At 69.4% G+C, this 22,731-nt stretch carries 17 protein-coding genes; 6 read left to right on the top strand and 11 right to left on the bottom strand.

Annotated features, from left to right (window positions below; genetic code table 11):
- Positions 1-14 precede the first annotated feature (14 nt).
- Positions 15-1,067, top strand: coding sequence for an alpha/beta hydrolase (locus IF64_RS0116815; RefSeq protein ID WP_030533083.1), 1,053 nt, complete (start codon positions 15-17; stop codon positions 1,065-1,067).
- 14 nt (positions 1,068-1,081) lie between these two features.
- Here IF64_RS0116815 and IF64_RS0116810 read toward each other — a convergent pair whose 3' ends face one another.
- The 4 genes from IF64_RS0116810 to IF64_RS26150 all read right to left on the bottom strand — a co-directional run bounded on the left by IF64_RS0116810 (position 1,082) and on the right by IF64_RS26150 (position 5,320).
- Complete coding sequence (locus tag IF64_RS0116810; protein ID WP_030533082.1) at positions 1,082-1,702, bottom strand: FMN reductase; 621 nt, start codon at positions 1,700-1,702, stop codon at positions 1,082-1,084.
- Positions 1,699-2,850, bottom strand: a complete 1,152-nt coding sequence (locus IF64_RS0116805; protein ID WP_030533081.1) for an LLM class flavin-dependent oxidoreductase — start codon at positions 2,848-2,850, stop codon at positions 1,699-1,701. The genes IF64_RS0116810 and IF64_RS0116805 overlap by 4 nt, the downstream gene beginning before the upstream one ends.
- Before the next feature lie 182 nt (positions 2,851-3,032).
- Positions 3,033-4,679: an MFS transporter gene (locus IF64_RS0116800; RefSeq protein WP_030533080.1), complete on the bottom strand. Its 1,647-nt coding sequence runs from the start codon at positions 4,677-4,679 to the stop codon at positions 3,033-3,035.
- A 29-nt stretch (positions 4,680-4,708) separates the two neighbouring features.
- On the bottom strand, positions 4,709-5,320 hold the full coding sequence (locus IF64_RS26150; protein WP_145600418.1) for a TetR family transcriptional regulator: 612 nt from the start codon (positions 5,318-5,320) through the stop codon (positions 4,709-4,711).
- 128 nt (positions 5,321-5,448) lie between these two features.
- On the opposite strand from IF64_RS26150, the gene IF64_RS0116790 reads away from it, so the two are divergent.
- Positions 5,449-6,375 (top strand): NADP-dependent oxidoreductase, encoded by a 927-nt coding sequence (locus IF64_RS0116790; RefSeq protein WP_030533078.1) that lies wholly within the window; start codon positions 5,449-5,451, stop codon positions 6,373-6,375.
- Positions 6,376-6,629: 254 nt separating this feature from the next.
- Positions 6,630-7,439: an alpha/beta fold hydrolase gene (locus IF64_RS0116785; RefSeq protein WP_030533077.1), complete on the top strand. Its 810-nt coding sequence runs from the start codon at positions 6,630-6,632 to the stop codon at positions 7,437-7,439.
- A 112-nt stretch (positions 7,440-7,551) separates the two neighbouring features.
- Here the strand turns inward: IF64_RS0116785 and IF64_RS0116780 are convergent, their stop codons facing one another.
- The 3 genes from IF64_RS0116780 to IF64_RS0116770 all read right to left on the bottom strand — a co-directional run bounded on the left by IF64_RS0116780 (position 7,552) and on the right by IF64_RS0116770 (position 11,457).
- Positions 7,552-8,760, bottom strand: coding sequence for an acyl-CoA dehydrogenase family protein (locus IF64_RS0116780; protein ID WP_030533076.1), 1,209 nt, complete (start codon positions 8,758-8,760; stop codon positions 7,552-7,554).
- Positions 8,761-8,812: 52 nt separating this feature from the next.
- Entirely contained in the window at positions 8,813-10,108 is a 1,296-nt protein-coding gene (locus IF64_RS0116775; protein WP_211252601.1) for an acyl-CoA dehydrogenase family protein, read from the bottom strand.
- A 125-nt stretch (positions 10,109-10,233) separates the two neighbouring features.
- A complete protein-coding gene (locus IF64_RS0116770) occupies positions 10,234-11,457 on the bottom strand; it encodes a TetR/AcrR family transcriptional regulator (RefSeq protein WP_030533074.1) in 1,224 nt (407 codons plus the stop codon).
- A gap of 163 nt (positions 11,458-11,620) precedes the next feature.
- On the opposite strand from IF64_RS0116770, the gene IF64_RS0116765 reads away from it, so the two are divergent.
- Together IF64_RS0116765 and IF64_RS0116760 are read left to right on the top strand one after the other, a co-directional pair.
- Positions 11,621-12,832 carry an acetyl-CoA C-acetyltransferase gene (locus tag IF64_RS0116765; protein ID WP_030533073.1) on the top strand — a complete coding sequence of 404 codons (1,212 nt, stop codon included), beginning with the start codon at positions 11,621-11,623 and terminating at the stop codon, positions 12,830-12,832.
- Between the two features lie 15 nt (positions 12,833-12,847).
- Positions 12,848-15,019 (top strand): 3-hydroxyacyl-CoA dehydrogenase NAD-binding domain-containing protein, encoded by a 2,172-nt coding sequence (locus IF64_RS0116760; RefSeq protein ID WP_030533072.1) that lies wholly within the window; start codon positions 12,848-12,850, stop codon positions 15,017-15,019.
- Between the two features lie 170 nt (positions 15,020-15,189).
- On the opposite strand, the gene IF64_RS0116755 is transcribed toward IF64_RS0116760, so the two are convergent.
- The 4 genes from IF64_RS0116755 to IF64_RS0116735 form a co-directional block, all read right to left on the bottom strand.
- On the bottom strand, positions 15,190-16,749 hold the full coding sequence (locus tag IF64_RS0116755; protein WP_030533071.1) for an acetolactate synthase large subunit: 1,560 nt from the start codon (positions 16,747-16,749) through the stop codon (positions 15,190-15,192).
- 29 nt (positions 16,750-16,778) lie between these two features.
- Positions 16,779-18,425, bottom strand: a complete 1,647-nt coding sequence (locus IF64_RS0116750) for an FAD-binding dehydrogenase (protein WP_030533070.1) — start codon at positions 18,423-18,425, stop codon at positions 16,779-16,781.
- A 742-nt stretch (positions 18,426-19,167) separates the two neighbouring features.
- The gene (locus IF64_RS0116740) at positions 19,168-19,665 is read right to left on the bottom strand and encodes a DUF3830 family protein (protein ID WP_030533069.1); all 498 of its coding nucleotides are present in this window, start codon (positions 19,663-19,665) and stop codon (positions 19,168-19,170) included.
- Positions 19,666-19,695: 30 nt separating this feature from the next.
- Positions 19,696-20,949: an aspartate aminotransferase family protein gene (locus tag IF64_RS0116735; protein ID WP_030533068.1), complete on the bottom strand. Its 1,254-nt coding sequence runs from the start codon at positions 20,947-20,949 to the stop codon at positions 19,696-19,698.
- A gap of 258 nt (positions 20,950-21,207) precedes the next feature.
- Here IF64_RS0116735 and IF64_RS0116730 point away from each other — a divergent pair, with 258 nt between their 5' ends.
- Positions 21,208-22,674: an NAD-dependent succinate-semialdehyde dehydrogenase gene (locus IF64_RS0116730; protein WP_030533067.1), complete on the top strand. Its 1,467-nt coding sequence runs from the start codon at positions 21,208-21,210 to the stop codon at positions 22,672-22,674.
- Positions 22,675-22,731 lie beyond the last annotated feature (57 nt).

Here is a 22,731-nt window from a genome sequence, read left to right as displayed (position 1 = left end):
GCTGGAGGTGTCCCGTGGTCGCGATCCCGTCCCAGCTGGCTTCGGTGGCCACGAACGTCGTGGACAAGGTGGCCAAGGGTGGCGTCGCCGACCTGCGGCCCGTGCCGCGGGTGCTGATCGACCGCGGGCCCAACCGGTCGCTGTACCGGATGACGGCGCGGGAGGGCGCATCGGACGGGCCTCCGGTGCTGCTCGTGCCGCCGCTGGCCGCTCCCGCACTGTGCTTCGACCTGCGGCGCGGATGCAGTCTCGCCGAGCACCTCGTCGACGGCGGTCGCCGGACCTACCTCGTCGACTACGGCAGCGTGGCGTTCGCCGATCGGAACCTCGGGATCGAGCACTGGATCGACGAGGTGCTGCCGCGTGCCATCCGCAAGGCCAGCGACGACGCGGGTGGTCAGCCGGTGCACGTCGTCGCGTGGTGTCTGGGTGGGATCTTCTCGGTGCTGACCACGGCCGACCAGCCGGACCTGCCGGTGGCGTCGCTGAGCACCGTGGCCGCACCGTTCGACTACACGGCGATTCCCCTGGTGGCGCCGTTCCGCCCGCTGGTGGAGTTCACCGGAGGGCACATCCTCACGCCGTTCTACCGGCTGTTCGGCGGGGCACCGGCCGCGGTGGTGTCGCAGGTGTTCCGCGCGACCGGGATCGACAAGGAGATCACGAAACCCCTGGCGATCCTGCGGAACCTCGACGACCGTGACTACCTGGCGCAGATCGAGGCGGTCGACCATTTCATGTCGAACATGCTGGCCTACCCGGGGCGCACGTTCGGCCAGATCTACCACCGGTTCTTCCGTGCCAACGACCTGGCCGAGGGTACGTTCGCGCTCGACGGCCGGACGATCTCGCTGTCCAAGTTGGACATTCCGACGCTGGTGATCGCGGGAGACAACGACAGCATCGCGCCCCGTAGGGCCGTGGAACGTCTCGTCGGGCTGTTGGACAACGCGCCGGAGGTACGGTTCCGCGTCGCGCCCGGCGGGCACCTCGGCGTGCTCACCGGCCGGCGTGCCCGGGCGACGACGTGGCGCCATATCGACACGTTCCTCGACGAGCACGCCTAGCCAGGCGCACCGAGTCAGGTGTCGAGGTGGCCGAGGTCGGCGAGCTGCTGGTCGAAGGGCACGAAAGCGGCGAACGGGTCGGCTGCTCGACGGCGGGACGGGGCGCCCGTCATCAGTGCCGCGAGTTCGCCGGCCGCACGGTCGATGCGGTCGTGCAGTTCCGCCGCGTCCTGCCCGCCCCAGTCCTGCGACGCCGCGTACACGCCGGTCGGGACGACCGCGGCACGCAGGTAGCTCAGCAACGGCCGCAGGGCGTGCTCGAGCGCCAGTGAGTGCCGCGGCGTACCGCCCGTGGCTCCCATCAGTACCGGCACGCCGCTCAGCGCCCCGTTGTCGATCACGTCGAAGAACGACTTGAACAGCCCGCTGTAGGAGGCGCTGTAGATCGGGGTCACGGCGATGACACCGTCGGCGCCGGTCACCGCGTCGATCTCGGCCTGCAGAGCGGGGCTGGCGAATCCGGTGACCATGTTCTTGGCGATGTCCACGGCCACGTCGCGCAGTTCGACGACGTGAACCTCGAGCGTCTCGCCCGCCGCGCCCAGCTGCTTGGTGAGTGACTCGGTGAGCCGGTCGGCCAGCAGCCGGGTCGACGACGGCGAGGTGGTCCCCGCGGAGACGACGGTCAGCTTCATGACTGCTCACCCACGGATGCGGTTTCGCTGGACTCAGTGTTCTTGCCCGGCTCGGTGTTCTCAGTAGACCCTGCGTTCTTGGCGGCCAGCAGCGAGGCGTGGGTCGGAGCGTCCGGCACGTGCGCGGGACGGTTCTTGGCGAACTCCTCCCGCAGCACCGGCACGACCTCCTCCCCGAGCATGTCGAGCTGTTCGAGCACGGTCTTCAGCGGCAGGCCCGCGTGGTCGAGCAGGAACAGCTGGCGCTGGTAGTCGCCAACGTTCTCCCGGAAGGTGAGCGTGCGGTCGATGACCTGCTGCGGGCTGCCGACCGTCAGCGGGGTCTGCTCGGTGAACTCCTCCAGCGTCGGGCCACCGCCGTACACGGGCGCGTGGTCGAAGTACGGCCGGAACTCGCGCACCGCGTCCTGCGAGTTCTTCCGCATGAACACCTGGCCGCCGAGCCCGACGATCGCGCGGTCGGCGGGGCCGTGGCCGTAGTGCTCGAACCGCTGCCGGTAGAACTCGACCATGCGGCGCGTGTGCTCGAACGGCCAGAAGATGTGGTTGTGGAAGAAGCCGTCGCCGTAGTAGGCGGCCTGTTCGGCGATCTCGGGACTGCGGATCGAGCCGTGCCACACGAACGGCGGCACGTCGTCGAGCGGGCGGGGAGTGGCGGTGAAGCTCTGCAGCGGGGTGCGGAACTTGCCTTCCCAGTCCACGACATCCTCGCGCCACAGCTTGTGCAGCAGGGCGTAGTTCTCGATGGCGAGCGGGATGCCCTGGCGGATGTCCTTGCCGAACCACGGGTAGACCGGCCCGGTGTTGCCGCGGCCCATGATCAGGTCGACGCGCCCGTCGGCGAGGTGTTGCAGGTAGGCGTAGTCCTCGGCGAGGCGCACCGGGTCGTTGGTGGTGATCAGCGTGGTCGCCGTGGACAGGATGATCCGCTCGGTCTGCGCGGCGATGTTGGCCAGCAGCACGGGCGGGTTCGGGGGAGCGGCGAAGGGCGGGTTGTGGTGCTCGCCCGTGGCGAAGACGTCAAGTCCGACCTCCTCGGCCTTGAGTGCGATGCGCACCATCGCCTTGATCCGCTCGTTCTCGGTCGGAGTCGTGCCGTTGGTCGGGTCGGTGGTGACGTCCCCGACGGTGAAGATCCCGAACTGCATCGCTGTCACCCTGCCTGAGGTAGTTGTGCGTTCAACTACCCACTCTAACGGCATGCCCCCTGCCGCTATTCCCGGCCCCGCGGGCGGGCCGTTTCCCCAGTGCAGAAGTTCCCCCGGGACCCTTTGGTTGCGTTGAGCGCAACCAAAGGGCCCCCGGGGGCATCACGGGAGTGCCGCCACGGTCAGACGTGGGCGGGCTGAGTGGTGTCCTGCGGGGTGACGATGAAGTCGGCTTCACGGCGCTTACCCGGCATGGCCACCAGGGCGCCGATCGCCGCCACGGCCGCCAGCGCCGACGCGGCGAGCATCGCCCAGTTCAGGCCGGTCATCCAGGCGTCGGTCGCCAGGTCGACGAACCGGCCGGTCACCTCCGGTCCGGCCTGCTGCTCCAATGCGGGAGCCACGCCTTGCATCGCGGCGGGGAAACTGCTCTCGGCCGCGGCCGCCGCCTCGGGCGGGAGTCCGCGGGTCGCCTCGCCGATACCGCTGCTGTAGCCCCTGGCGATCAGTGAGCCGAGAACCGCGATACCGATCGACACGCCCAGCTCCCGCACGGTGTCGTTCATCGCCGAGCCCATGCCCGATCGGTTCTTCGGCACCGACGCGATGATGAGGTTCGTGGCCGGCGGCATCACGAACACCATGCCGAACACGACGACGAACAGCGGCAGCAGAATGCCCCAGTATCCGGTGTCGCCGTCCCAGGTCGAGCACAGCAGGAACCCGCAGGCGATGATCGCCAGTCCGAGGCCGACGGCGAACCGGGAGCCGATGGCCGCGGCGATCTTCGGCACCAGAGGCGAGAGCAGGAGCATCGGCACCATGATCGGCAGGGTCGCCAACGCCGATTCCAGTTCGCTGTACTCCAGCACCAGCTGGAACAGCTGGGCCAACAGGTAGAACGCACCGCCGAGGGCGAAGAAGGCGATCGTCACGGCCGCGGACGACGTCGAGAACAGCGGATTGCGGAACAGCTTCATGTCCAGCATCGGGTGCGGGGTCTTCTGCTCCCACCAGATGAACAGGCCGAGCCCGACCACGGCGGCCGCGATCGCGACGAGCACATCGGTCTGGGTCCAGCCGTCGTGCGGGCCCTCGATGATCGCGTAGACGAGGCCGAGGATGCCGACGGTCGACAGCACGCCGCCGAGCCAGTCGATCGGCGTCTGCTTCTCGTCCTTGGACTCGTGCGACAGGATCTGGTTGGCCACGAACGCGACGACCCCGAACCCGACGCTCATCAGGAACGCCGCACGCCAGCTCCAGAACTCCAGCAGTACCCCGGAGAACACGGTGCCCAGACCTGCGCCCGCGCCCGCGACACCGGTCCACACGGCGATCGCGCCCGCGCGCTGTCCACGGGGGAACGTCGTGTTGATGATCGACAGTGTGGAGGGCATGACCATCGCGGCGCCGACGCCCATCACGGCACGCGCGACGATGAGCTCGGTCCCGCTGTCGGCGATGAGACCCGCGTACAGCGACGGCACGGTGAACAGCACCATGCCGATCTGCAGGACGAGTTTGCGGCCGTAGCGGTCGCCGACCGCGCCCGCGGTGAACAACAGTGCCGCGAACACGAGCGAGAACAGGTCGACGATCCAGGTCTGCTCGGACTGGGTGATACGCAGATCGCTCGTCATGCCGGGCAGTGCGAGGTTCATGCTCGAGTTGGCGAGCATCACGGCCAGCAGACTGGTGCACATCGCGGCGACGATGATCCAGCGCCTGCGGAACACCTCGAGCGGAATGCCCTCGGCGACGGCTTCGTCGAGCTGGCGCCGCGCGCGGTCGGCCTTCGTCTCGGCCGGCTCGGTGGTGCCGGTCATGCGGTCTCCTCCGGAAAAATCGGTCGTGGTCAGTGGGACGGCCGGATGCCGTCGCGGAGCATGTCGACCACGGTGTCGACGTGGGTCCGGGGATCGCCGCCCGTCGCGCTCCACGCGCGGGCGGCGACGCGGAGGGCGAGTCCTGTGGCCTCGAGTGTCAGCTGCGCGTAGATGTTCCGGTCGGGGTCGCTGCCGGTCAGCCGGGCGATCGAGTCCTTGGCCATCCGGTGCAGTTCGAGGGCGCTGGGTTCGCCGTCGGTGTGGGCCTCGGTGGTGAGCACGATCGCCGGCGAGGTCGTCAGGAACGCCTCGATGTCCGCGATGAGGTCGGGGTCGGCCTCCGGAGTGGACAGTGCCGAGAGCAGGGCCGCGCGGATGGCCTCCCACACCGGTTCGTCGTCGGCCCGGGCCGCGAGCGCGGTGGCGAAGTGTGCCCCCACGTCGTAGAGCGGCCGGACGAACGCGGCTTCCTTGCTGGGGAAGTAGTTGAAGAACGTGCGGCGCGAGGTGCCCGCGCGTTCGGCGATGGCGTCGACGGTGACGGCCTCCGGCCCGCCCGCCTCGGTGGCGAGTTCGATCGCCGCGCGGCACAGCGCGAGGCGCGTCTGCACCCTCTTGGTCTCCCGCACGCCCGTCCCCATGTCGTCCACCGTACGCCGGAATTCTGCACTCGGGTGCAAAGTTTCGGTGTCGTGTAAGCGACGACACAGGGGTGTGGCGCCGAAGGGGGTGCGGAATGCGCGAGCCTGCACCGTGTGTTGCGCGAGACATGAAGGCGATCGTTCTGAATCAGTACGGCGGACCCGACGAGCTGACCGTCACCGACCACCCCGATCCGAAGGTGGCACCCGGTGAGGTGCTGATCCGGGTCAAGGCGGCAGGCATCAACCCGGTCGACTGGAAGCTCGCGAGCGGCGGTCTCGACGCGCTCATGGAGACCCACTTCCCGATCATTCCCGGCTGGGACGTCGCGGGTGTCGTGGAGGCCGTCGGCCTCGACGTCGAGGAGTACTCGGTCGGCGACGAGGTGATCGGCTACGCCCGTAAGGACACCGTGGAGCTGGGCACCTACGCCGAGCTGGTGGCGGCCAACGTGCGGCTGGTCGCGCCGAAGCCGGCTTCGCTGGACTGGGCGCAGGCGGCGGGACTGCCGCTGGCCGGGCTCACCGCCTACCAGGCGCTGCGCAGGCTGAACGTCACCTCCGGCGAGACCGTGCTGGTCCACGCCGCCGCGGGTGGCGTGGGTTCGCTTGGGGTGCAGATCGCGAAGGCGTTCGGCGCGCGCGTCATCGGCACGGCGAGCGAACGCAACCACGCGTTCCTGACCGAGCTGGGCGCCGAGCCCGTCAGCTACGGCGACGGGCTGGCCGAGCGCGTGCGGGAGCTCGCGCCGGAGGGTGTGGACGCCGCGGTGGACTTCGTCGGCGGTCAGGAGGCCGTGGAGGTGTCCAGGCAGGTGACGAAGGACTCCACGCGCGTCGGGTCGATCGCCGACGACGCGGTGACCGAGTTCGGCGGCCGGTACATGTGGGTGCGCCCGAGCTCCGAGGATCTGACCGAGTTGGGCAGGCTCGCCGACGCGGGCAAGCTCACGGTCCACGTCGACCGCACGTATCCGCTGGCCGACGCCGCGCTGGCCTGGCGGGTCAGCCAGGCGGGCAGCGTGCGCGGCAAGCTCGTGCTGACGGTCGACTGATCGACGTTCGGCTGACCGGTGTTGGATTGACCGGTGTTGGATTGAGCGGTGTTCGGCCGATTCCGGTTGGCCGATCTCGGCCGAACACCGAAAACCCTTGACATGGATTCTCCGTCCTGTTGAGACTCTCGGGTGGTCGCAGTGTTTCGGCCACCCGAAACAGAGTCATACAAGCCGAATCCGGCGAACGGGGCACGGTGTCTATCCGTGGAACCATCATCATGTTCTCCGGGTCTTGGTCGGAGGGCACATCAATGGGGATGCTGACGGCGAGCGACGGTGTCGAGCTGTACGTCACGGAGGCCGGTTCGGGCCCTCCGCTGGTGATCGTGCCGGGATGGGGCGTGTCGCACCGGTGGTTCCGGGAGCAGTTCACCGACGAGATGACGTCCCGCTTCCGGGTGATCTGTTACGACCCGCGTGGGCAGGGCGAGTCGGAGAAGACCGAGCGCGGGCAGCGCATGGGCAGGATGGCCGCCGATCTGGCGGACGTCATCGCGTCCGTCGGCGAACCGCAGGTGCACGTCCTGGCCTGGTCGGGTGGCGGATCGACCGTGATGCAGTACGTCGAGTTGTTCGGCACGCGTGCGCTGCGGTCGGCGACCCTCGTGGGGGCGGGGCCGCGGCTGATGAAGGCGCCGGACTGGGAGCACGGCTTCCTCGGACTGGAGGACGCCAAGAACTGGGTCGACCTGATCCGGGGCGACCTGGCCACCGCGGTGCGTGGCCTGGCGCCGCAGTTCTTCGCGGGAGATCCCGGCCGGGACGTGCTGGAGTGGGCGATCGCGGACATGGCCCGGTGTCATCCGGCGGGCGCCTCGCGTGCGTCGTGGGACTTCCTCAACGCCGACTACCGCGACGTGCTGGCCGACATCACCGTGCCGACCCTCGTCGTGTCCGGGGACCAGGACGTCTCCGTGCCCGCGGGCAACGCGCCGTACCTGCACGAACACATCCCCGGCTCGCGGCTCACGGTGATCGACGACGCGGCGCACTGTCCGTTCCTCGAACAACCACGTGCGTTCAACGCCGCGGTGACCGGCTTCCTGGACGAGGCTGCGTAGTCCTCTCGGAGAGCCACCGCGCGCCGGAGATCGGACGTCCGGCGGGCGCTCGAGGTCTCCCCTTCCCGCGCTTGCCGGAAGGGGAGACCTTTCAGAGTCGGGGCTTCCGCCCTTACTTCAGCTCTGCGGAGCTCTTGCCGAGCAGGCGGCGGGCCACGATGAGCTGCTGGATCTGCTGGGTGCCCTCGAAGATGTCGAGGATCTTCGAGTCGCGGCTCCACTTCTCCAGCAGCGAGTCCTCGGTGTAGCCGTAGGCGCCGGCCAGTTCGACACAGCGCAGCGTGATGTCCACAACGGACCGTCCCGCCTTCGCCTTCGCCATCGAGGCCTGCAGCGAGTTGGGTTTGCGGTTGTCGGCCATCCACGCCGATTCGAGCGTCAGCAGGTAGGAGGCCTCGTAGTCGGCCTCCAGCTCCAGGAACGTGGCGGCCGCCGCGCTCTGGGAGTTCGCCGGCTTGTCGTAGTCGATCTCGACCCCGGCCTGCTCGAGAATGCGGCGCGTCTCCTCGAGCGCCGCCCGCGCGAGCCCGACCGCCATGGCGGCCACCAAGGGGCGCGTGTTGTCGAAGGTCTGCATGACCCCCGCGAAGCCCTTCTTGGTGTCGATTTCCGGGCTGCCGAGCAGGTTCTCCTTCGGCACACGGCAGTTGTCGAACCGTAGCACCGCCGTGTCGGAGGCACGGATGCCGAGCTTGTGCTCGAGGCGCACCACCTCGAAGCCCGGCGTGCCCTTCTCCACCACGAACGACTTGATCGCCGCGCGGCCCTTCGACTTGTCGAGCGAAGCCCACACGACCACGCAGTCGGCGCGGTCGCCCGCCGTGACGAAGATCTTCTCCCCGTTGAGCACGTACTCGTCGCCGTCGAGCTCGGCCGTGGCGCTCACGGCCGCCGAGTCCGAACCGAAGCCGGGCTCGGTGATCGCCATCGCGGCCCACTTGCCCTTGAACCGCTCCAACTGCTCGTCGTTGGCGACCGAGGCGATGGCCGCGTTGCCGAGGCCCTGACGCGGCATCGACAGCAGCAGGGCGACGTCGCCCCAGCACATCTCGATGGCACCGAGCACAGTGGACAGGTTGCCGCCGTTGCGGTTGCCCTTGTCCTTGTCGTCCTCGGACTTGCGGACCCCGGCCGCACCCGCGCCGCCCTCACCCGACGAGTTCAGCCCGTCGAGGAGGGAGGCGAGCATGTCCAGTTCGGACGGGTAGGCGTGCTCGGCCTTGTCGTACTTGCGGGAGATCGGCCGGAACACCTCGGCCGCGGCCTGGTGCGCCTGGTTGACCAGGGTCTTGGCCTTCTTGGGGATCTCGAGATTGATCACAATGAGCCCTTTCCGCGGTGCTCTTGAAGACGAACGCGCTACAGGAGAACGGCTACAGCAGAACGATGCCGTCGAGGACGCCGACGGCGCGCAGGTCGCGGTACCAGCGCTCGACCGGGTGCTCCTTGATGAAGCCGTGCCCGCCGAGCAGCTGCACACCCGCGCTGCCGATCTGCATTCCCTTGTCCGTGGCCAACTTCCGCGCCAGCGCGACCTCACGGGCGTACGGGCGGCCCTGCTCGGCCCTGGAGGCGGCCTTCAGCATCGTGAGCCGCATGCTCTCGAGTTCGATGGCGATGTCCGAGACCTGGAACGCCACGCCCTGCCGGTGGCTGATCGGCTCGCCGAACGCCTCGCGCTCGTTGACGTACGGGATCACGTAGTCGAGCACGGCCTTGCCGGTGCCGCACGCGAGCGCGGCCCACCCGATGCGGGACAGGCGCACGACCTCGGCGAACGTCTCGCGGTCGCCGCCACCCAGCAGTGCGCCGGCGGGCAGCTTCACGCCGTCCAGCTTCAGCGTCGTGGTGGCCGCGCCGCGCAGGCCCATCGCGGGTTCGGCCTCCACGGACACGCCCGACGTGCCCGACTCGACGATGAACAGCGCGGGGCCGCGCCCTTCGAGGTCGGCCGAGACGATGAACAGCTCGGCGTCCGCACCACGGGGTACGAGCGACTTCACCCCGTCCAGGCGGTAGCCGTTCGGCGTGCGCTTCGCGCGGGTCCTCGGCGCGAACGGGTCGAACAGCGGGGTGCGCTCCTGCAGCACCAGTGCCGCCGCCGGGACGTGCTCGCCGGCGAAGGCGGGTACGTAGGTGGCCTGCTGGTCGGCGTCGCCCCACTGCACGAGGGCGGTGCTCACCGCAGACGGCGCGAGCACGGCGACGGCCAGGCCGAGGTCGCCGTGCGCCAGGGCCTCGGCGACCAGCGCGTTCGTGACGACCGACCGTTCGGAACCGACGCCGTCGAGCTGTTCGGGGATGCCGATCTGCGTGACGCCGAGTTCGGCGGCGCGGGTCAGCAGGCCGTCCGGGGGAGCGAGCTTGTCGTCGGCCTCCGCGGCGGCGGGCCGCAGCTGCTCGGCCGCGAACTCGCCGACGGTCTCGACGATCATCTGCTGTTCTTCGGTCGGCTCGAGGTCGAACAGCGATGCCTCCGGCGCCTTGTCCAGGCGCGCTGGCTTGCCGAGGCGCGTCGTCGCCTTGAACGTGCGATTCGCCGTGCCGACCGCCTGGAACCCGGCGCGCGTCGTCGACGCGACGATGTTCTCGACCGGTTTGCGCAGTCCGGTGCGGTCGAGGAGCTTGCTGCCTGCTAGCCGGTTCAGCGCGGCGAGGCCGAGCCCCATGGCGTCGCGCCCCTGCTGCGGATTCTGTCGAGCCACAGTTGTCCCCTTCGGTTACCTACTCGCCAGTAGGTTAACCCGAACACTGGTGACTCGCCAGTAGGGGTCCGTTCGGCGGGTGAGAAGGATCAGCCGGGCCGGGCCGAGGTCTCCTGCTGGCCGAGGACGGCTCCCATCAGGGTGACCAGCTCGGCCCGCAGGTTCGGCCTGCCGTTGACGCGGCGGGTTCGGGTGAGGTCGTTCGCCACGGTCAGGGCCGCATGCACGGTGATCCTGGCTTCCTTCGCGTCCAGCTCCGGCCTCGCCGTCTCGAGCAGCTGCACCCAGCGCGCGACGTAATCGCGCTGGATCCGCAGGAGTTCGGGCCGGTCGCGCTCGTCGATGTGCACGCGGTCGGCGGAGAACGACACGAGCAGCTCGGGCGGACCGGCCAACGTCGCCACGTACGACTCGGCGAGCCGGTGCAGAGCGGGCCACTCGCCGTCGGCGCGCAATGCCTCTTCGGCGCCGCGCACCAGCCGGTCGCCCGCCCTGCGGCCGATGGCCCCCAGCAGGCTCGCCTTGCTGGGAAAGTGTCGGTAGACGCTGGGGCCGGCGATCCCCGCCGCGCTCCCGATGTCGTCCATGCTCACCGCGGTGAAACCGTGTGCGCGGAACAACTCGGTGGCGGCGGTGAGGATCTGCTCCCGGCGTGAGGGTGCCCCGAGCGCAGGGGCCTGCTGGCTTTCCTTCAGGCGTTCGATCTCCGGATCGCCCGTGTCCGGCAGGTCGGTGTGCAGCACACGCAGGGCGATGTCCACCAGTAGCTGCTCGAACCGCCGCTTCGGCACGCTCGTGCGGTGCACGGCGACGCTGCCGAACACCGACAGGCATGCCCAGCACAGCAGCTCGGCGTCCTCGGGTGGCAGCTCGGGACGGACCCGCAACAGCACCTTCGTCCATGCCGAGAGGATGGCCGCCGACCGTTCCCGCAGGCCGCGCTGGGTGTCGGCGTCGAGGTGCCTGCCCTCCCAGCGCCACAGCGCCGCCACGTCCCTGCGCTCGACGGACTTGGTCGCCAGCTCGGCCAGCAACGTGCGCACCTGGTTCGGGGTCGGGTCCTCACCGGCGGCGAGTGCGGCGTCGGTCGCGGCCTCGAGCTCCTCGAGTCCGGCACTCAGCACGTGGGCGAGGATCGCCTGCTTGTCCTTGAAGTGCCGATACAGCGCGGGTCCGGTGATCCCGGCCGCCGCGGCGATGTCGTTGATGCCGACCCCGTGGTAGCCACGTCCGCGGAACAGCTCGGCCGCGACGGCGGCCAGCTGCGTCTTGCGGTCGCGGGGGCGTTTACCGCCGGGAGCTGTCGGTGCCATGGTGAGACAACTTTAGCGTCGCATGTTCTGCTGACAACCCATTGACACCATGGGAATAAGGCGGATTATGTTAGTAGCGATTAGCACCGAAGCACCCGAGTGAGTCACCGTCGACATTGTCGGCTGCGTGCGCGGGCGCCAGCCGTGAGGAAGGACCGTTGGTGTGAGTACAGAGGCGTTCATCTACGAGGCGATCCGCACGCCTCGTGGCAAGAACAAGGGCGGAGCCCTGCACGGAACGAAGCCGGTCGACCTGGTCACGGGTCTGATCGACGAGCTCAAACGCAGGCACCCGGGTCTCGACCCGGCCAGGATCGAGGACATCATCCTGGGCGTCGTATCGCCGGTGGGTGACCAGGGCGCGGACATCGCCCGAGGCGCCGCGATGGCTGGCGGCCTGCCCGACACGGTCGCGGGCGTGCAGCTGAACCGCTTCTGCTCGTCCGGTCTCGAGGCCGTCAACCAGGCCGCCGCCCGCATCCGCTCCGGCTGGGAGGGACTGCTGCTGGCGGGCGGTGTCGAGTCGATGTCGCGGGTGCCCATGGGCAGCGACGGCGGTGCGATGTTCACCGACCCCGCGACGAACTACGACACCTACTTCGTGCCGCAGGGCATCGGTGCCGACCTGATCGCCACGCTCGAGGGCTTCTCGCGGGAGGACGTCGACCGGTTCGCGGTCCGTTCGCAGGAGCGAGCCGAAGCCGCCTGGTCGGGCGGGTACTTCGCCAAGTCGGTCGTGCCCGTCAAGGACATCAACGGCGTCACGATCCTCGACCACGACGAGCACCGTCGCCCCGGCACCACCGTCGAGGATCTGGCCAAGCTCAAGCCGGCGTTCGAGGGCATCGGCGAGATGGGCGGCTTCGACGCGGTGGCGCTGCAGAAGTACCACCAGGTCGAGAAGATCGACCACGTGCACACCGGCGGCAACTCCTCCGGCATCGTCGACGGCGCCGCGCTCGTGCTGATCGGCAACGAGCAGGTCGGCAAGGACCTCGGCCTGACCCCGCGCGCCCGCATCGTCTCGGCCGCGATCACCGGTTCCGACCCGACGATCATGCTCACCGGCCCCACGCCCGCCACGGAGAAGGTGCTGGCGCAGGCCGGACTGACGACCGACGACATCGACCTGTTCGAGCTGAACGAGGCGTTCGCCTCGGTCGTCATGAAGTGGATGAAGGACCTGAAGCTCCCCGAGGAGAAGGTCAACGTCAACGGCGGTGCCATCGCCATGGGCCACCCGCTCGGCGCCACCGGCGCGATGATCCTCGGCACGATGGTCGACGAGTTGGAGCGGCGCCAGGAGCGGCGCGCGTTGCTGTCGCTGTGCATCGGCGGCGGCATGGGTATCGGCACGATCATCGAGCGTGTGTGAGGGCGAGCGAGAACAATGACTGAAGCCAAGACCATTCGCTGGGAGCAGGACTCCGACGGCATCGTCACGCTGACGATGGACGACCCGAAGCAGTCGGCGAACACCATGAACGCCGACTACCGCGAGTCCATGGGTGTCGTGCTGGACCGCCTGGAGTCCGAAAAGGACTCCATCACCGGTGTCGTGCTGACCTCGGCGAAGAAGACGTTCTTCGCCGGTGGTGACCTGAACGACCTGATCAAGGCGACGCCCGAGGACGCCGCCGAGATCACGGACATGACCAACGAGCTGAAGGCGCAGCTGCGCAGGCTCGAGACTCTGGGCAAGCCCGTCGTCGCCGCCATCAACGGCGCGGCACTGGGCGGCGGCCTCGAGATCGCGCTGGCCTGCCACCGTCGCATCGTCGCCGACGTCAAGGGCACCGTCATCGGCCTGCCCGAGGTGTCGCTGGGCCTGCTTCCCGGTGGCGGCGGCATCGTCCGCACGGTCCGCCTGCTGGGTATCCAGAGCGCCGTGCTGAACGTGCTGGTGCAGGGACAGCGGCACAAGCCGGCCAAGGCACTCGAACTCGGCCTCGTGCACGAGCTCGTGTCCTCTGTGGACGAGCTGCTGCCGAAGGCGAAGGCGTGGATCAAGGACAACCCCGAGGGCGGCGTGCAGCCGTGGGACCAGAAGGGGTACAAGATTCCGGGCGGCTCGCCGTCCAACCCGAAGTTCGCCGCGAACCTGCCTGCGTTCCCCGCGAACCTGCGCAAGCAGCTCAAGGGTGCGCCGATGCCGGCTCCGCGCGCGATCCTGGCCGCCGCCGTCGAGGGTGCGCAGGTCGACGTGGAGACCGCGGGCCTGATCGAGACCCGCTACTTCGTCAGCCTCGTCACCGGCCAGGTCGCGAAGAACATGACGAAGGCGTTCTTCTTCGACCTGCAGGCCATCAACGCAGGCGGCTCGCGGCCCGACGGCTACGAGAAGTACCAGGCCAAGAAGGTCGGTGTGCTCGGTGCGGGCATGATGGGCGCGGCGATCGCCTATGTGTCGGCCAAGGCAGGCATCGACGTGGTGCTCAAGGACGTCTCGCAGGAGAACGCCGAGAAGGGCAAGGGCTACGCGGTCAAGCTGGAGGAGAAGGCCCTTAAGCGCGGAAAGACCACGCAGGAGCGCTCGGACGCGCTGCTGGGCCGCATCACGCCGACCGCCGACCCCGCCGACCTCAAGGGCGTCGACTTCGTCATCGAGGCCGTCTTCGAGAGCACCGAGCTCAAGCACAAGGTGTTCCAGGAGATCGAGGACATCGTCAACCCCGACGCGGTGCTCGGCTCCAACACCTCCACCCTGCCCATCACCGGCCTCGCCGACGGTGTGCAGCGGCAGGAGGACTTCATCGGCATCCACTTCTTCTCGCCGGTGGACAAGATGCCGCTCGTGGAGATCATCCGCGGCGAGAAGACCTCCGACGCCACGCTGGCGAAGGTCTTCGACTACACGCTGCAGATCAAGAAGACGCCGATCGTCGTGAACGACAGCCGTGGCTTCTTCACCTCGCGCGTCATCGGCACGTTCATCAACGAGGCCGTCGCCGCGCTGGGTGAGGGTGTCGAGCCCGCGACCATCGAGCAGGCGGGCGCGCAGGCCGGCTACCCGGCTCCGCCGCTGCAGCTGATGGACGAGCTCACGCTCACCCTGCCCCGCAAGATCCGCCTCGAGACGAAGGAGGCCGTCGAGGCCGCGGGCGGCACGTGGGAGGCACACCCGTCCGAGGCCGTCATCGACAGGATGATCGACGAGTACGACCGTAAGGGCCGTTCGTCGGGCGCCGGTTTCTACGAGTACGACGACGAGGGCAAGCGGACGCGGCTGTGGCCGGGCCTGCGGGAGGCCTTCAACTCGGGCAGCGGCGACGTGCCGTTCGAGGACCTGAAGGAGCGCATGCTCTTCGCCGAGGCGCTCGAGACGGTGAAGTGCTTCGACGAGGGCGTGCTCAACACCGTCGAGGACGCCAACATCGGCTCGATCATGGGCATCGGTTTCCCGCCGTGGACCGGTGGCGTGATCCAGTACATCAACCAGTACGAGGGAGGCCTGAAGGGTTTCGTGGCGCGGTCGAGGGAACTCGCCGAGCGCTACGGCGACCACTTCCAGCCGCCCGCCTCGCTGGTGGAGAAGGCCGAGAAGGGCGAGATCTACGAGTGATCGCCCCAGCCTGAGCCGAACGCACCCGGCCCCGGTCGCCGCAGCGACCGGGGCCGTGTTGCGTCCTGAGGGCCCCGTGTTGCGCTTTGGGGGTCGCGTGTTGCGCCTACGGGCGCGCGTGTTGCGGTTCCCGGGAGCCGCTCGCGTCGACGCGTAGGTGGGCGAGCGGGTTACAGCAGGGGCGGGATCCGGGCGTCGATGAGGTGCGGACCGGGTTCGGCCACGGCCCTGCGGAAGCGGTCGGCGAGTTCCTCCGCGGTGGTCGCCGTGGAGGCCGGCACACCCATGCCCTCGGCAATGCGCGCGAAATCGAGGTCCGGTGCGGACAGGTCGAACAGGCTCGCCGACGCGGGGTCGGTGCTCGCCGTCGCGCCGACCCGCTGCAGCTCCATGCGCAGGATCGCGTAGGCGCGGTTGTTGAGAATGACCGTGGTGACGTTCAGGTTCTCGCGCGCCTGCGTCCACAGTGCCGAGATCGTGTACATCGCACTGCCGTCGGCCTGCAGGCTGATCACCGGGCGCTCGGGTGCCGCGACCGCGGCACCGGTGGCCGCCGGAAGTCCCTGGCCGATCGCACCGCCGGTGAGGGTCAGCACGTCGTGCGCGGGTGCGCCCGCCGTGGCGGCAGCCAGCAGGAGGCCGGACGTGTTCGTCTCGTCGACGACGACGGCGTGTTCGGGCAGCAGTGCGCCGACGACCTCCACCCAGTTCTGCACGGTCAGCTCGCCCGACGGCAGTGCGGGGCGGTGTGGCTCGGCGAGCACGGGCGCGACGCCGGGAGCGAGGTCGTCGGCCAGCGTGTCGAGCGCAGCCACCGCGTCCTCGGTCGGCGACGCGAGCGTGTGCAGCTGCGCCGCCTCGGGGACGAGGTCGCCGCGCTTGCCCGGGTAGGCGAAGAACGACACCGGAGGCTTGGCGCCGGCGACCACGACGTGCCGGACGCCGTCGAGCTGGTGCTCGACCTGTTCGGCGAGGTAGCCGAGCCGCTCGACGTTCGGCAGTCCCGCGCCGCGCTCGATGCGGGCGGGAAACGTCTCGGCCAACAACCGCGCGCCGGTGGCGGCGGCGATCCGGCTCGCGGCGCGCAGTCCGGCACCACGGCAGGCCGCCCCACCGATCAGCAATGCCGTCGGCTGCCCGCTGCGCAGCACCTTCGCGACGGGGTCCACTGTGGAGGACGGCTCGGGTGCGCGCGACGGCAGGGCGGACGCTGCGACACCACCCTCGCCCCACGACGCGTCGGCCGGCAGGATGAGCGTGGCGACCCCGCCGGGTGCGTCCTGCGCGGCGGCGAGTGCGGCCGCGGCGTCGGCGCCGACGTCCGTGGGACTGTGCGACCGGCGCACCCAGCCGAGCGTGCCCGCGACCGAGTCGATGTCGGATTCGAGGGGAGCGTCGAAGGCCTTGTGGTACGTCGCGTGATCGCCGACGACGTTCACCACGGGGGAGTGGGCGCGGCGCGCGTTGTGCAGGTTGGCCAGTCCGTTGCCCAACCCCGGGCCCAGGTGCAGCAACGTCACGCCGGGTGTACCGGTCATGCGGGCGTACCCGTCGGCCGCGCCGGTGACCACGCCTTCCGCCAGCCCGAGGACACCGCGCACCCGTGGGTTCTCCTCGAGGGCCGCCACGAAGTGCATCTCCGAGGTCCCCGGGTTGGCGAACACGACCTCGACGCCCGCATCCGCCAACGTCGTCAGCAGTGCCTGCGCGCCGGTCGTGGCCTCACCCATGCTCTTCCCTCCGCTTCCGAACCGTGTGGTCAGCCCGCACTCGCGAGTGCCTGCCCGGCGCGACGTCCGGTGAACAGGCACCCGCCGAGGAACGTCCCTTCCAACGATCGGTAGCCGTGCATGCCGCCGCCACCGAATCCGGAGGCCTCGCCCGCCGCGTACAACCCCGGCACGGGCTCACCGTCCGATCCGAGCACGCGCCCGTCGAGGTCGGTCTCCAGGCCGCCGAGGGTCTTTCGGCTCAGCAGGTGCAGCTTCACCGCGATCAGCGGACCGGCCTTCGGGTCGAGCATGCGGTGTGGTGACGCAACCCGGATCAGCTTGTCGCCGCGGAAGGTTCTGGCCCCGCGCAGTGCCGTGACCTGAAGGTCCTTGGTGAACTCGTTGCTCATCTCGCGGTCGCGGGCCACGACCTCGCGGCGGATCGCCTCGACCGACAGCATGTCCTCGTCGGTCTTGGAGTTCATGCCGCGGACGAGGTCGTCGAGGTTGTCGGCGACGACGAAATCGGCGCCCCGGTCGAGGAACGCCTGCACCGGGCCCGGCGGTCCCGGTTTGACGCGCTGGAGCGTCATGCGCAGGTCCTTGCCGGTCAGGTCGGGGTTCTGCTCCGAGCCGGACAACGCGAACTCGCGCTCGACGATCTTCTGCGTGAGCACGAACCAGGAGTGGTCGTGTCCGGTGCGGCGCAGGTGAGCCAGCGTGCCGAGGGTGTCGAAGCCGGGGAACAGCGGCACGGGCAGGCGCTGTCCGGTGGCGTCGAACCACAGCGAGGAGGGGCCGGGCAGGATGCGGATGCCGTGCTGCGGCCACACGGGCGAGTGGTTCGTGATTCCCTCGACGTAGTGCCACATGCGGTCGCGGTTGATCAGGTGTCCGCCCGCGTCCTCGCTGATGCCGAGCATGCGGCCGTCCACGTGGGCTGGCACGCCGGAGAGCATCGACTCGGGCGGCGTGCCGAGCCGGTCCGGCCAGTTCCTGCGGATCAGCTCCGGATTGCCGCCGATACCGCCGCTGGCGACGAGGACGGCAGGGGCGTGCAGTTCGAACTCGCCGGTGACCTCGCGCGAGCTGCTCTCGCCGCGGGCGACGTCGCTCGGCGCCAACACCGAGCCGGCGACGCCGTCGACCGTGCCGCCCTTCGTCGTCAGTGCGTCGACCCGGTGGCGGAACCGCAGCTCCACCTGTCCCCGTGCCGCGGCGTCCCGGACGCGGCGGACGAACGGCTCGAGCACTCCCGGCCCGGTGCCCCAGGTGATGTGGAAGCGCGGGACCGAGTTGCCGTGACCGATGGCGCCGTAGCCACCGCGTTCGGCCCAGCCGACGACGGGGAAGAACTTGATGCCAAGGGAGGAGAGCCAGGCGCGTTTCTCACCGGCTGCGAAGTCGACGTACGCCTCGGCCCAGCGGCGCGGCCAGTGGTCCTCGTCGCGGTCGAAGCCCGCGGTGCCGACCCAGTCCTGCCAGGCGAGTTCGTGGGAGTCGCGGACGCCGAGCCTGCGCTGCTGGGGGCTGTCCACGAGGAAGAGGCCGCCGAACGACCAGAAGGCCTGACCACCCAGGGACGACTCGGGTTCCTGGTCGACCACGACGACGCGGCGGCCGGCCTCGGCGAGGGTCGCCGTCGCGACCAGACCGGCCAGTCCCGCGCCGACGACGATGACGTCCGCGTCCATGACACCTCCGCTGTGAGCCGCCTGCAGGTTACCGCCGCCCGAGCCCGGGTGGCACCCCTTCGCTCCGGCGGTGGGGAGCCGGGTCGAGGGCGATGTCGATCATCCTGCCGAAGCGGCGGCCCCGGCATCGGTGCCGGCCCACGGAGGTGTGTGGGTGGGCCGGCACCGGGGAGAGCGAGTGGTGGGGTCGATCCGCGCCAACGTATCGACCCCGGTGGTCACTCTCGGTTGCTCACCTGGATCAGACCAGCCAGCCGAGCAGGTGGGACAGCGAGGCCAGGATGTTGGTGATGACGTCTCCACCCTGCATGGCGATGAACTGCATTCGAGGGGCTCCTTCTGGAGTTGAAGTGAACATTCCGATCGTGTGCGCACACGTTGCTTTCGAAAGCACGGCAACGTTTTCAGCGCTGACCGGTTTGTGTCAAAACGCGTAGGAAGGCCCCGATCGGGAATGTGAAATCCCTTCAGTCTAAACACGTAAGGCTTTCGTGTTCGAGGTCGGGTGGGGGCGCCGCGGGTGGTGATCACGCGCCGTGATGACAACGCTTGTGGTCACCCTCGGTGATATTGATCTTGGTGGTGCACTGCTGTCGCGGCTTCCCCGACGGGTGACGGCGGACTACGCGAAGTAGTTTCACGTCAACCACCCGTTCGAGTGAGGAGAAGCCGGGTCGGGCGGGCCTCGGACACGCGTCGGGGCGGGCACATCGCGTGTGCCCGCCCCGTGGTTCGCGCTCGTTCAGGCGCGCGCGTAGGTCAGCGTTTCGCCCTCGACGCCGCGCAGCCACATGTCCTGGGCGGCCGAGGCCATCTCGTCGAGGCCCTCCTCGATCGTGGCGAAGACGTTGCCCGGCACCCAGCCCGCGTCGCCGTTGATGAGCAGGTTGTTGCGGCCGTAGAAGATGGCCAGGTCGGTGGCGCCCTGGTCGCCGTGTGCCGCGCTGCCCTCGTCGTAGCCGTAGGCCGGGTTGCCGATCTCCCACGCCTCGAAGCCGAAGTAGCAGACGTCCCCCGGGATCGGGGTGATCGTCGGGTTCTCGCGACCCGGCTTCGGCTGCGCGAAGGGCGGCACGAGCGTGTAGATCTCGTTGCGCGCGTACTTCGCGTGGTAGGCCGCTCCGCTCTGCGGCAGCGCGTCCCACACGGCTTGGCACGTCCGCGGTGCCTCGTCGTCGAGCAGGCGTGCGCGGCACGAGACGCCACGCTTGTCGAGTGTGATGGTGATGTAGCGAGCCACTGTCGTTCCCTTCCGGTGTCCGCAACCCGCTCAGGCGGTGACGTCGGCGACGACGCCCGACCAGATCTCGAGTGCCTCGTCGATCTGCTCGGCGGTGACCACGAGCGGCGGGATCATGCGGACCACGTTCATGTAGGCGCCGCAGGTGAGCATCAGCAGACCGCGTTCGGCCGCCAGTTTCTGTGCCGCCTGTGCGGTGGCGTTGTCGGGCGTGCCGTCCGCGGCCGTGAACTCCGAGCCGACGAGCAGCCCCAGCCCTCGCACGTCGCCGATCGCCGAGGTCTTGTCGGCCACGGCGCGGGCGCCGTCCAGCAGCTGCTTGCCCCGTGCCGCCGCGTTCTCCACGAGGTTCTCGTCGTTGATGACGTCGAGTGTGGCCACAGCGGCGGCGCACGAAACCGCGTTGCCGCCGTAGGTTCCGCCCTGCGAACCGGGGAAGGCCTTGGCCATCAGCTCCTCGGAGGCGGCGATGCCCGACAGCGGGAACCCGCTCGCGAGGCCCTTGGCGATCGTCATGACGTCGGGGCGGACGTCGAAGTGGTCGTGTCCCCAGAACCGCCCCGTGCGGCCGAATCCGGTCTGGATCTCGTCGATGACCAGCAGGATGCCGTGCTCGTCGGCCCTCCGGCGCAGGCCGGCCATGAACTCCGAGTTGGCGGGCACGTAGCCGCCCTCGCCCAGCATCGGCTCGATGATGAACGCGGCCGTCTCGTTGGGCGCGGTGACGGTGGCGAAGAGGTAGTCGAGCTCGCGCAGTGCGAACTCGGTGGCGGTGCGCTCGTCCCAGCCGTAGTGGTAGGCGAACGGGAACGGCGCCACGTGCACGCCGCCCATGAGCGGCGAGATGCCGGCGCTGAAGCGCGTGCCCGACGTCGTCATCGTGGCGGTGGCGACCGTCCGCCCGTGGAACCCGCCCTGGAACACCACGACGTTGGGACGTCCCGTGGCCTGCCTGGCCAGGCGCAGGGCCGCCTCGACGGCCTCACTGCCGGAGTTGGCGAAGAACAGCGAGTCGAGACCCGAGGGCAGGACGTCACCCAGTCGTTCCGACAGTTCGAGCAGCGGTTTGTGCATGACCGTCGTGTACTGGCCGTGGACGAGCTTCCCGATCTGCTCCTGCGCCGCCGCGACGACCCGGGGGTGGCAGTGGCCGGTGCTCGTCACGCCGATGCCCGCCGTGAAGTCGAGATGCCTGCGGCCGTCGGTGTCGTACAGGTAGGCACCCTCGCCGTGGTCGACCACGACCGGCGTCGCCTGCTTGAGCAGAGGGGAGAGCTTGGCCATGACTGCGGACTCCTTCTGGGTTCCGTTGCGGGACTCGGCGCGCGTGCTCGGTGGCGAACGCGGGAGATCGGGTCCAGGCTCGGGGCGTCCGAGCTGTAGCTCCGGTTGTAGTCGGCAGGGTTGTAGATTGTCAACAATGTTCGTAGCATTGCCGCGGTGGTCGGCGGGGTGCGCGGATACCCGCGGTGGTGGCAGCGTGGTACCGGGTGACAAGAGCTCGGAGTGACTGGACGATTCGACGAACTTGGGAGCTGTGGCATGAGCACGGTCAGTGAAGCCGGCGTGGTCTCGGCGGTGAACAAGGAGCTGTTCATCGGCGGCAAGTGGACCCCGGCGTCCGGGAACGCGACGCTCGAGGTGACCGACCCGGCGACGGGCGAGACGCTGTGCGCGATCTCCGACGGCTCCCCGCAGGACGGGGTCGCCGCTCTGGACGCCGCCGTGGCCGCGCAGGACGAGTGGGCCGCGCACGCACCGAGGGAACGCGGCGAGATCCTGCGCCGTGCCTACGAGAAGCTGATGGAGCGGCAGGAGGAACTCGCCCTTCTGATGACCCTCGAGATGGGCAAGCCGCTCGCCGAGGCCAAGGGTGAGATCGCCTACGCGGCCGAGTTCTTCCGCTGGTTCGCCGAGGAGGCCGTGCGCATCGACGGTGGCTACGCGGTCGCGCCGAACGGCACCGGCCGGTTCCTCGTCACCAAGCAGCCGGTCGGCCCATGCCTGCTGATCACGCCGTGGAACTTCCCGATGGCGATGGGCACGCGCAAGATCGGACCGGCGATCGCCGCGGGCTGCACGATGGTGATCAAGCCTGCCGAGCAGACGCCGCTGTCGATGCTGGCGCTGGCCGAGATCCTGGCCGAGTGCGGACTGCCCGACGGCGTGCTGAACGTGGTGACCACCTCCGACGCGGGCGGGCTGATCGAACCGCTGATCCGCGACGGCAGGGCGCGGAAGCTGTCGTTCACCGGATCGACCGCGGTCGGCAGGAAGTTGCTGGAGCAGTGTGCGGGCACGGTGATGCGCACCTCGATGGAGCTGGGTGGCAACGCGCCGTTCCTGGTGTTCGAGGACGCCGATCTGGACGCCGCGGTGGACGGTGCGATGCAGGCCAAGATGCGCAACATCGGTGAGGCGTGCACGGCGGCCAACCGGTTCTACGTGCACAGTTCGGTCGCCGACGAGTTCTCGCGCAAGCTCACCGAGCGCATGGAGGGCCTGCCGATCGGCCGGGGCACCGAGGACGGCGTCGTGGTCGGTCCGCTGATCGACTCCGACGCCATCGCGAAGGTCTCCGAGCTCGTCGCCGACGCTGCCCAGCGCGGTGCGAAGGTGCTCACCGGTGGGGCCACTGTGGACGGTCCGGGCAACTTCTACCAGCCGACCGTGCTCACCGGCGTGCCGTGGGAGGCGCGGATGAGCTCGGAGGAGATCTTCGGCCCGGTGGCCCCGATCTCGACGTTCGAGACCGAGGACGAGGCGCTCGCCGCCGCCAACAACACCGAGTACGGGCTGGTCGGCTACGTCTACACGCAGGACCTCACGCGGGCGATCCGGGTCAGTGAGCGGATGGAGACCGGCATGGTCGGCCTGAACCAAGGTGTCGTGTCGAACGCGGCCGCTCCGTTCGGCGGCGTGAAGCAGTCCGGTCTGGGCCGCGAGGGCGGCAGCGTCGGCATCGACGAGTTCCTCGAGACCAAGTACATCGCCATCGGCGGCCTGTGACCGCGGTGCGGCTTCCTTCCGTCCTCGGCGGCGTCCGTGTCACGTTCGCCGCCGGGG

The organism is Prauserella rugosa (genome assembly GCF_000719975.1).
Classification (GTDB): Bacteria; Actinomycetota; Actinomycetes; order Mycobacteriales; family Pseudonocardiaceae; genus Prauserella; species Prauserella rugosa.
Note: the sequence above shows the minus strand (reverse complement) of the source record. Positions and strands in the feature narration are given on the sequence as shown.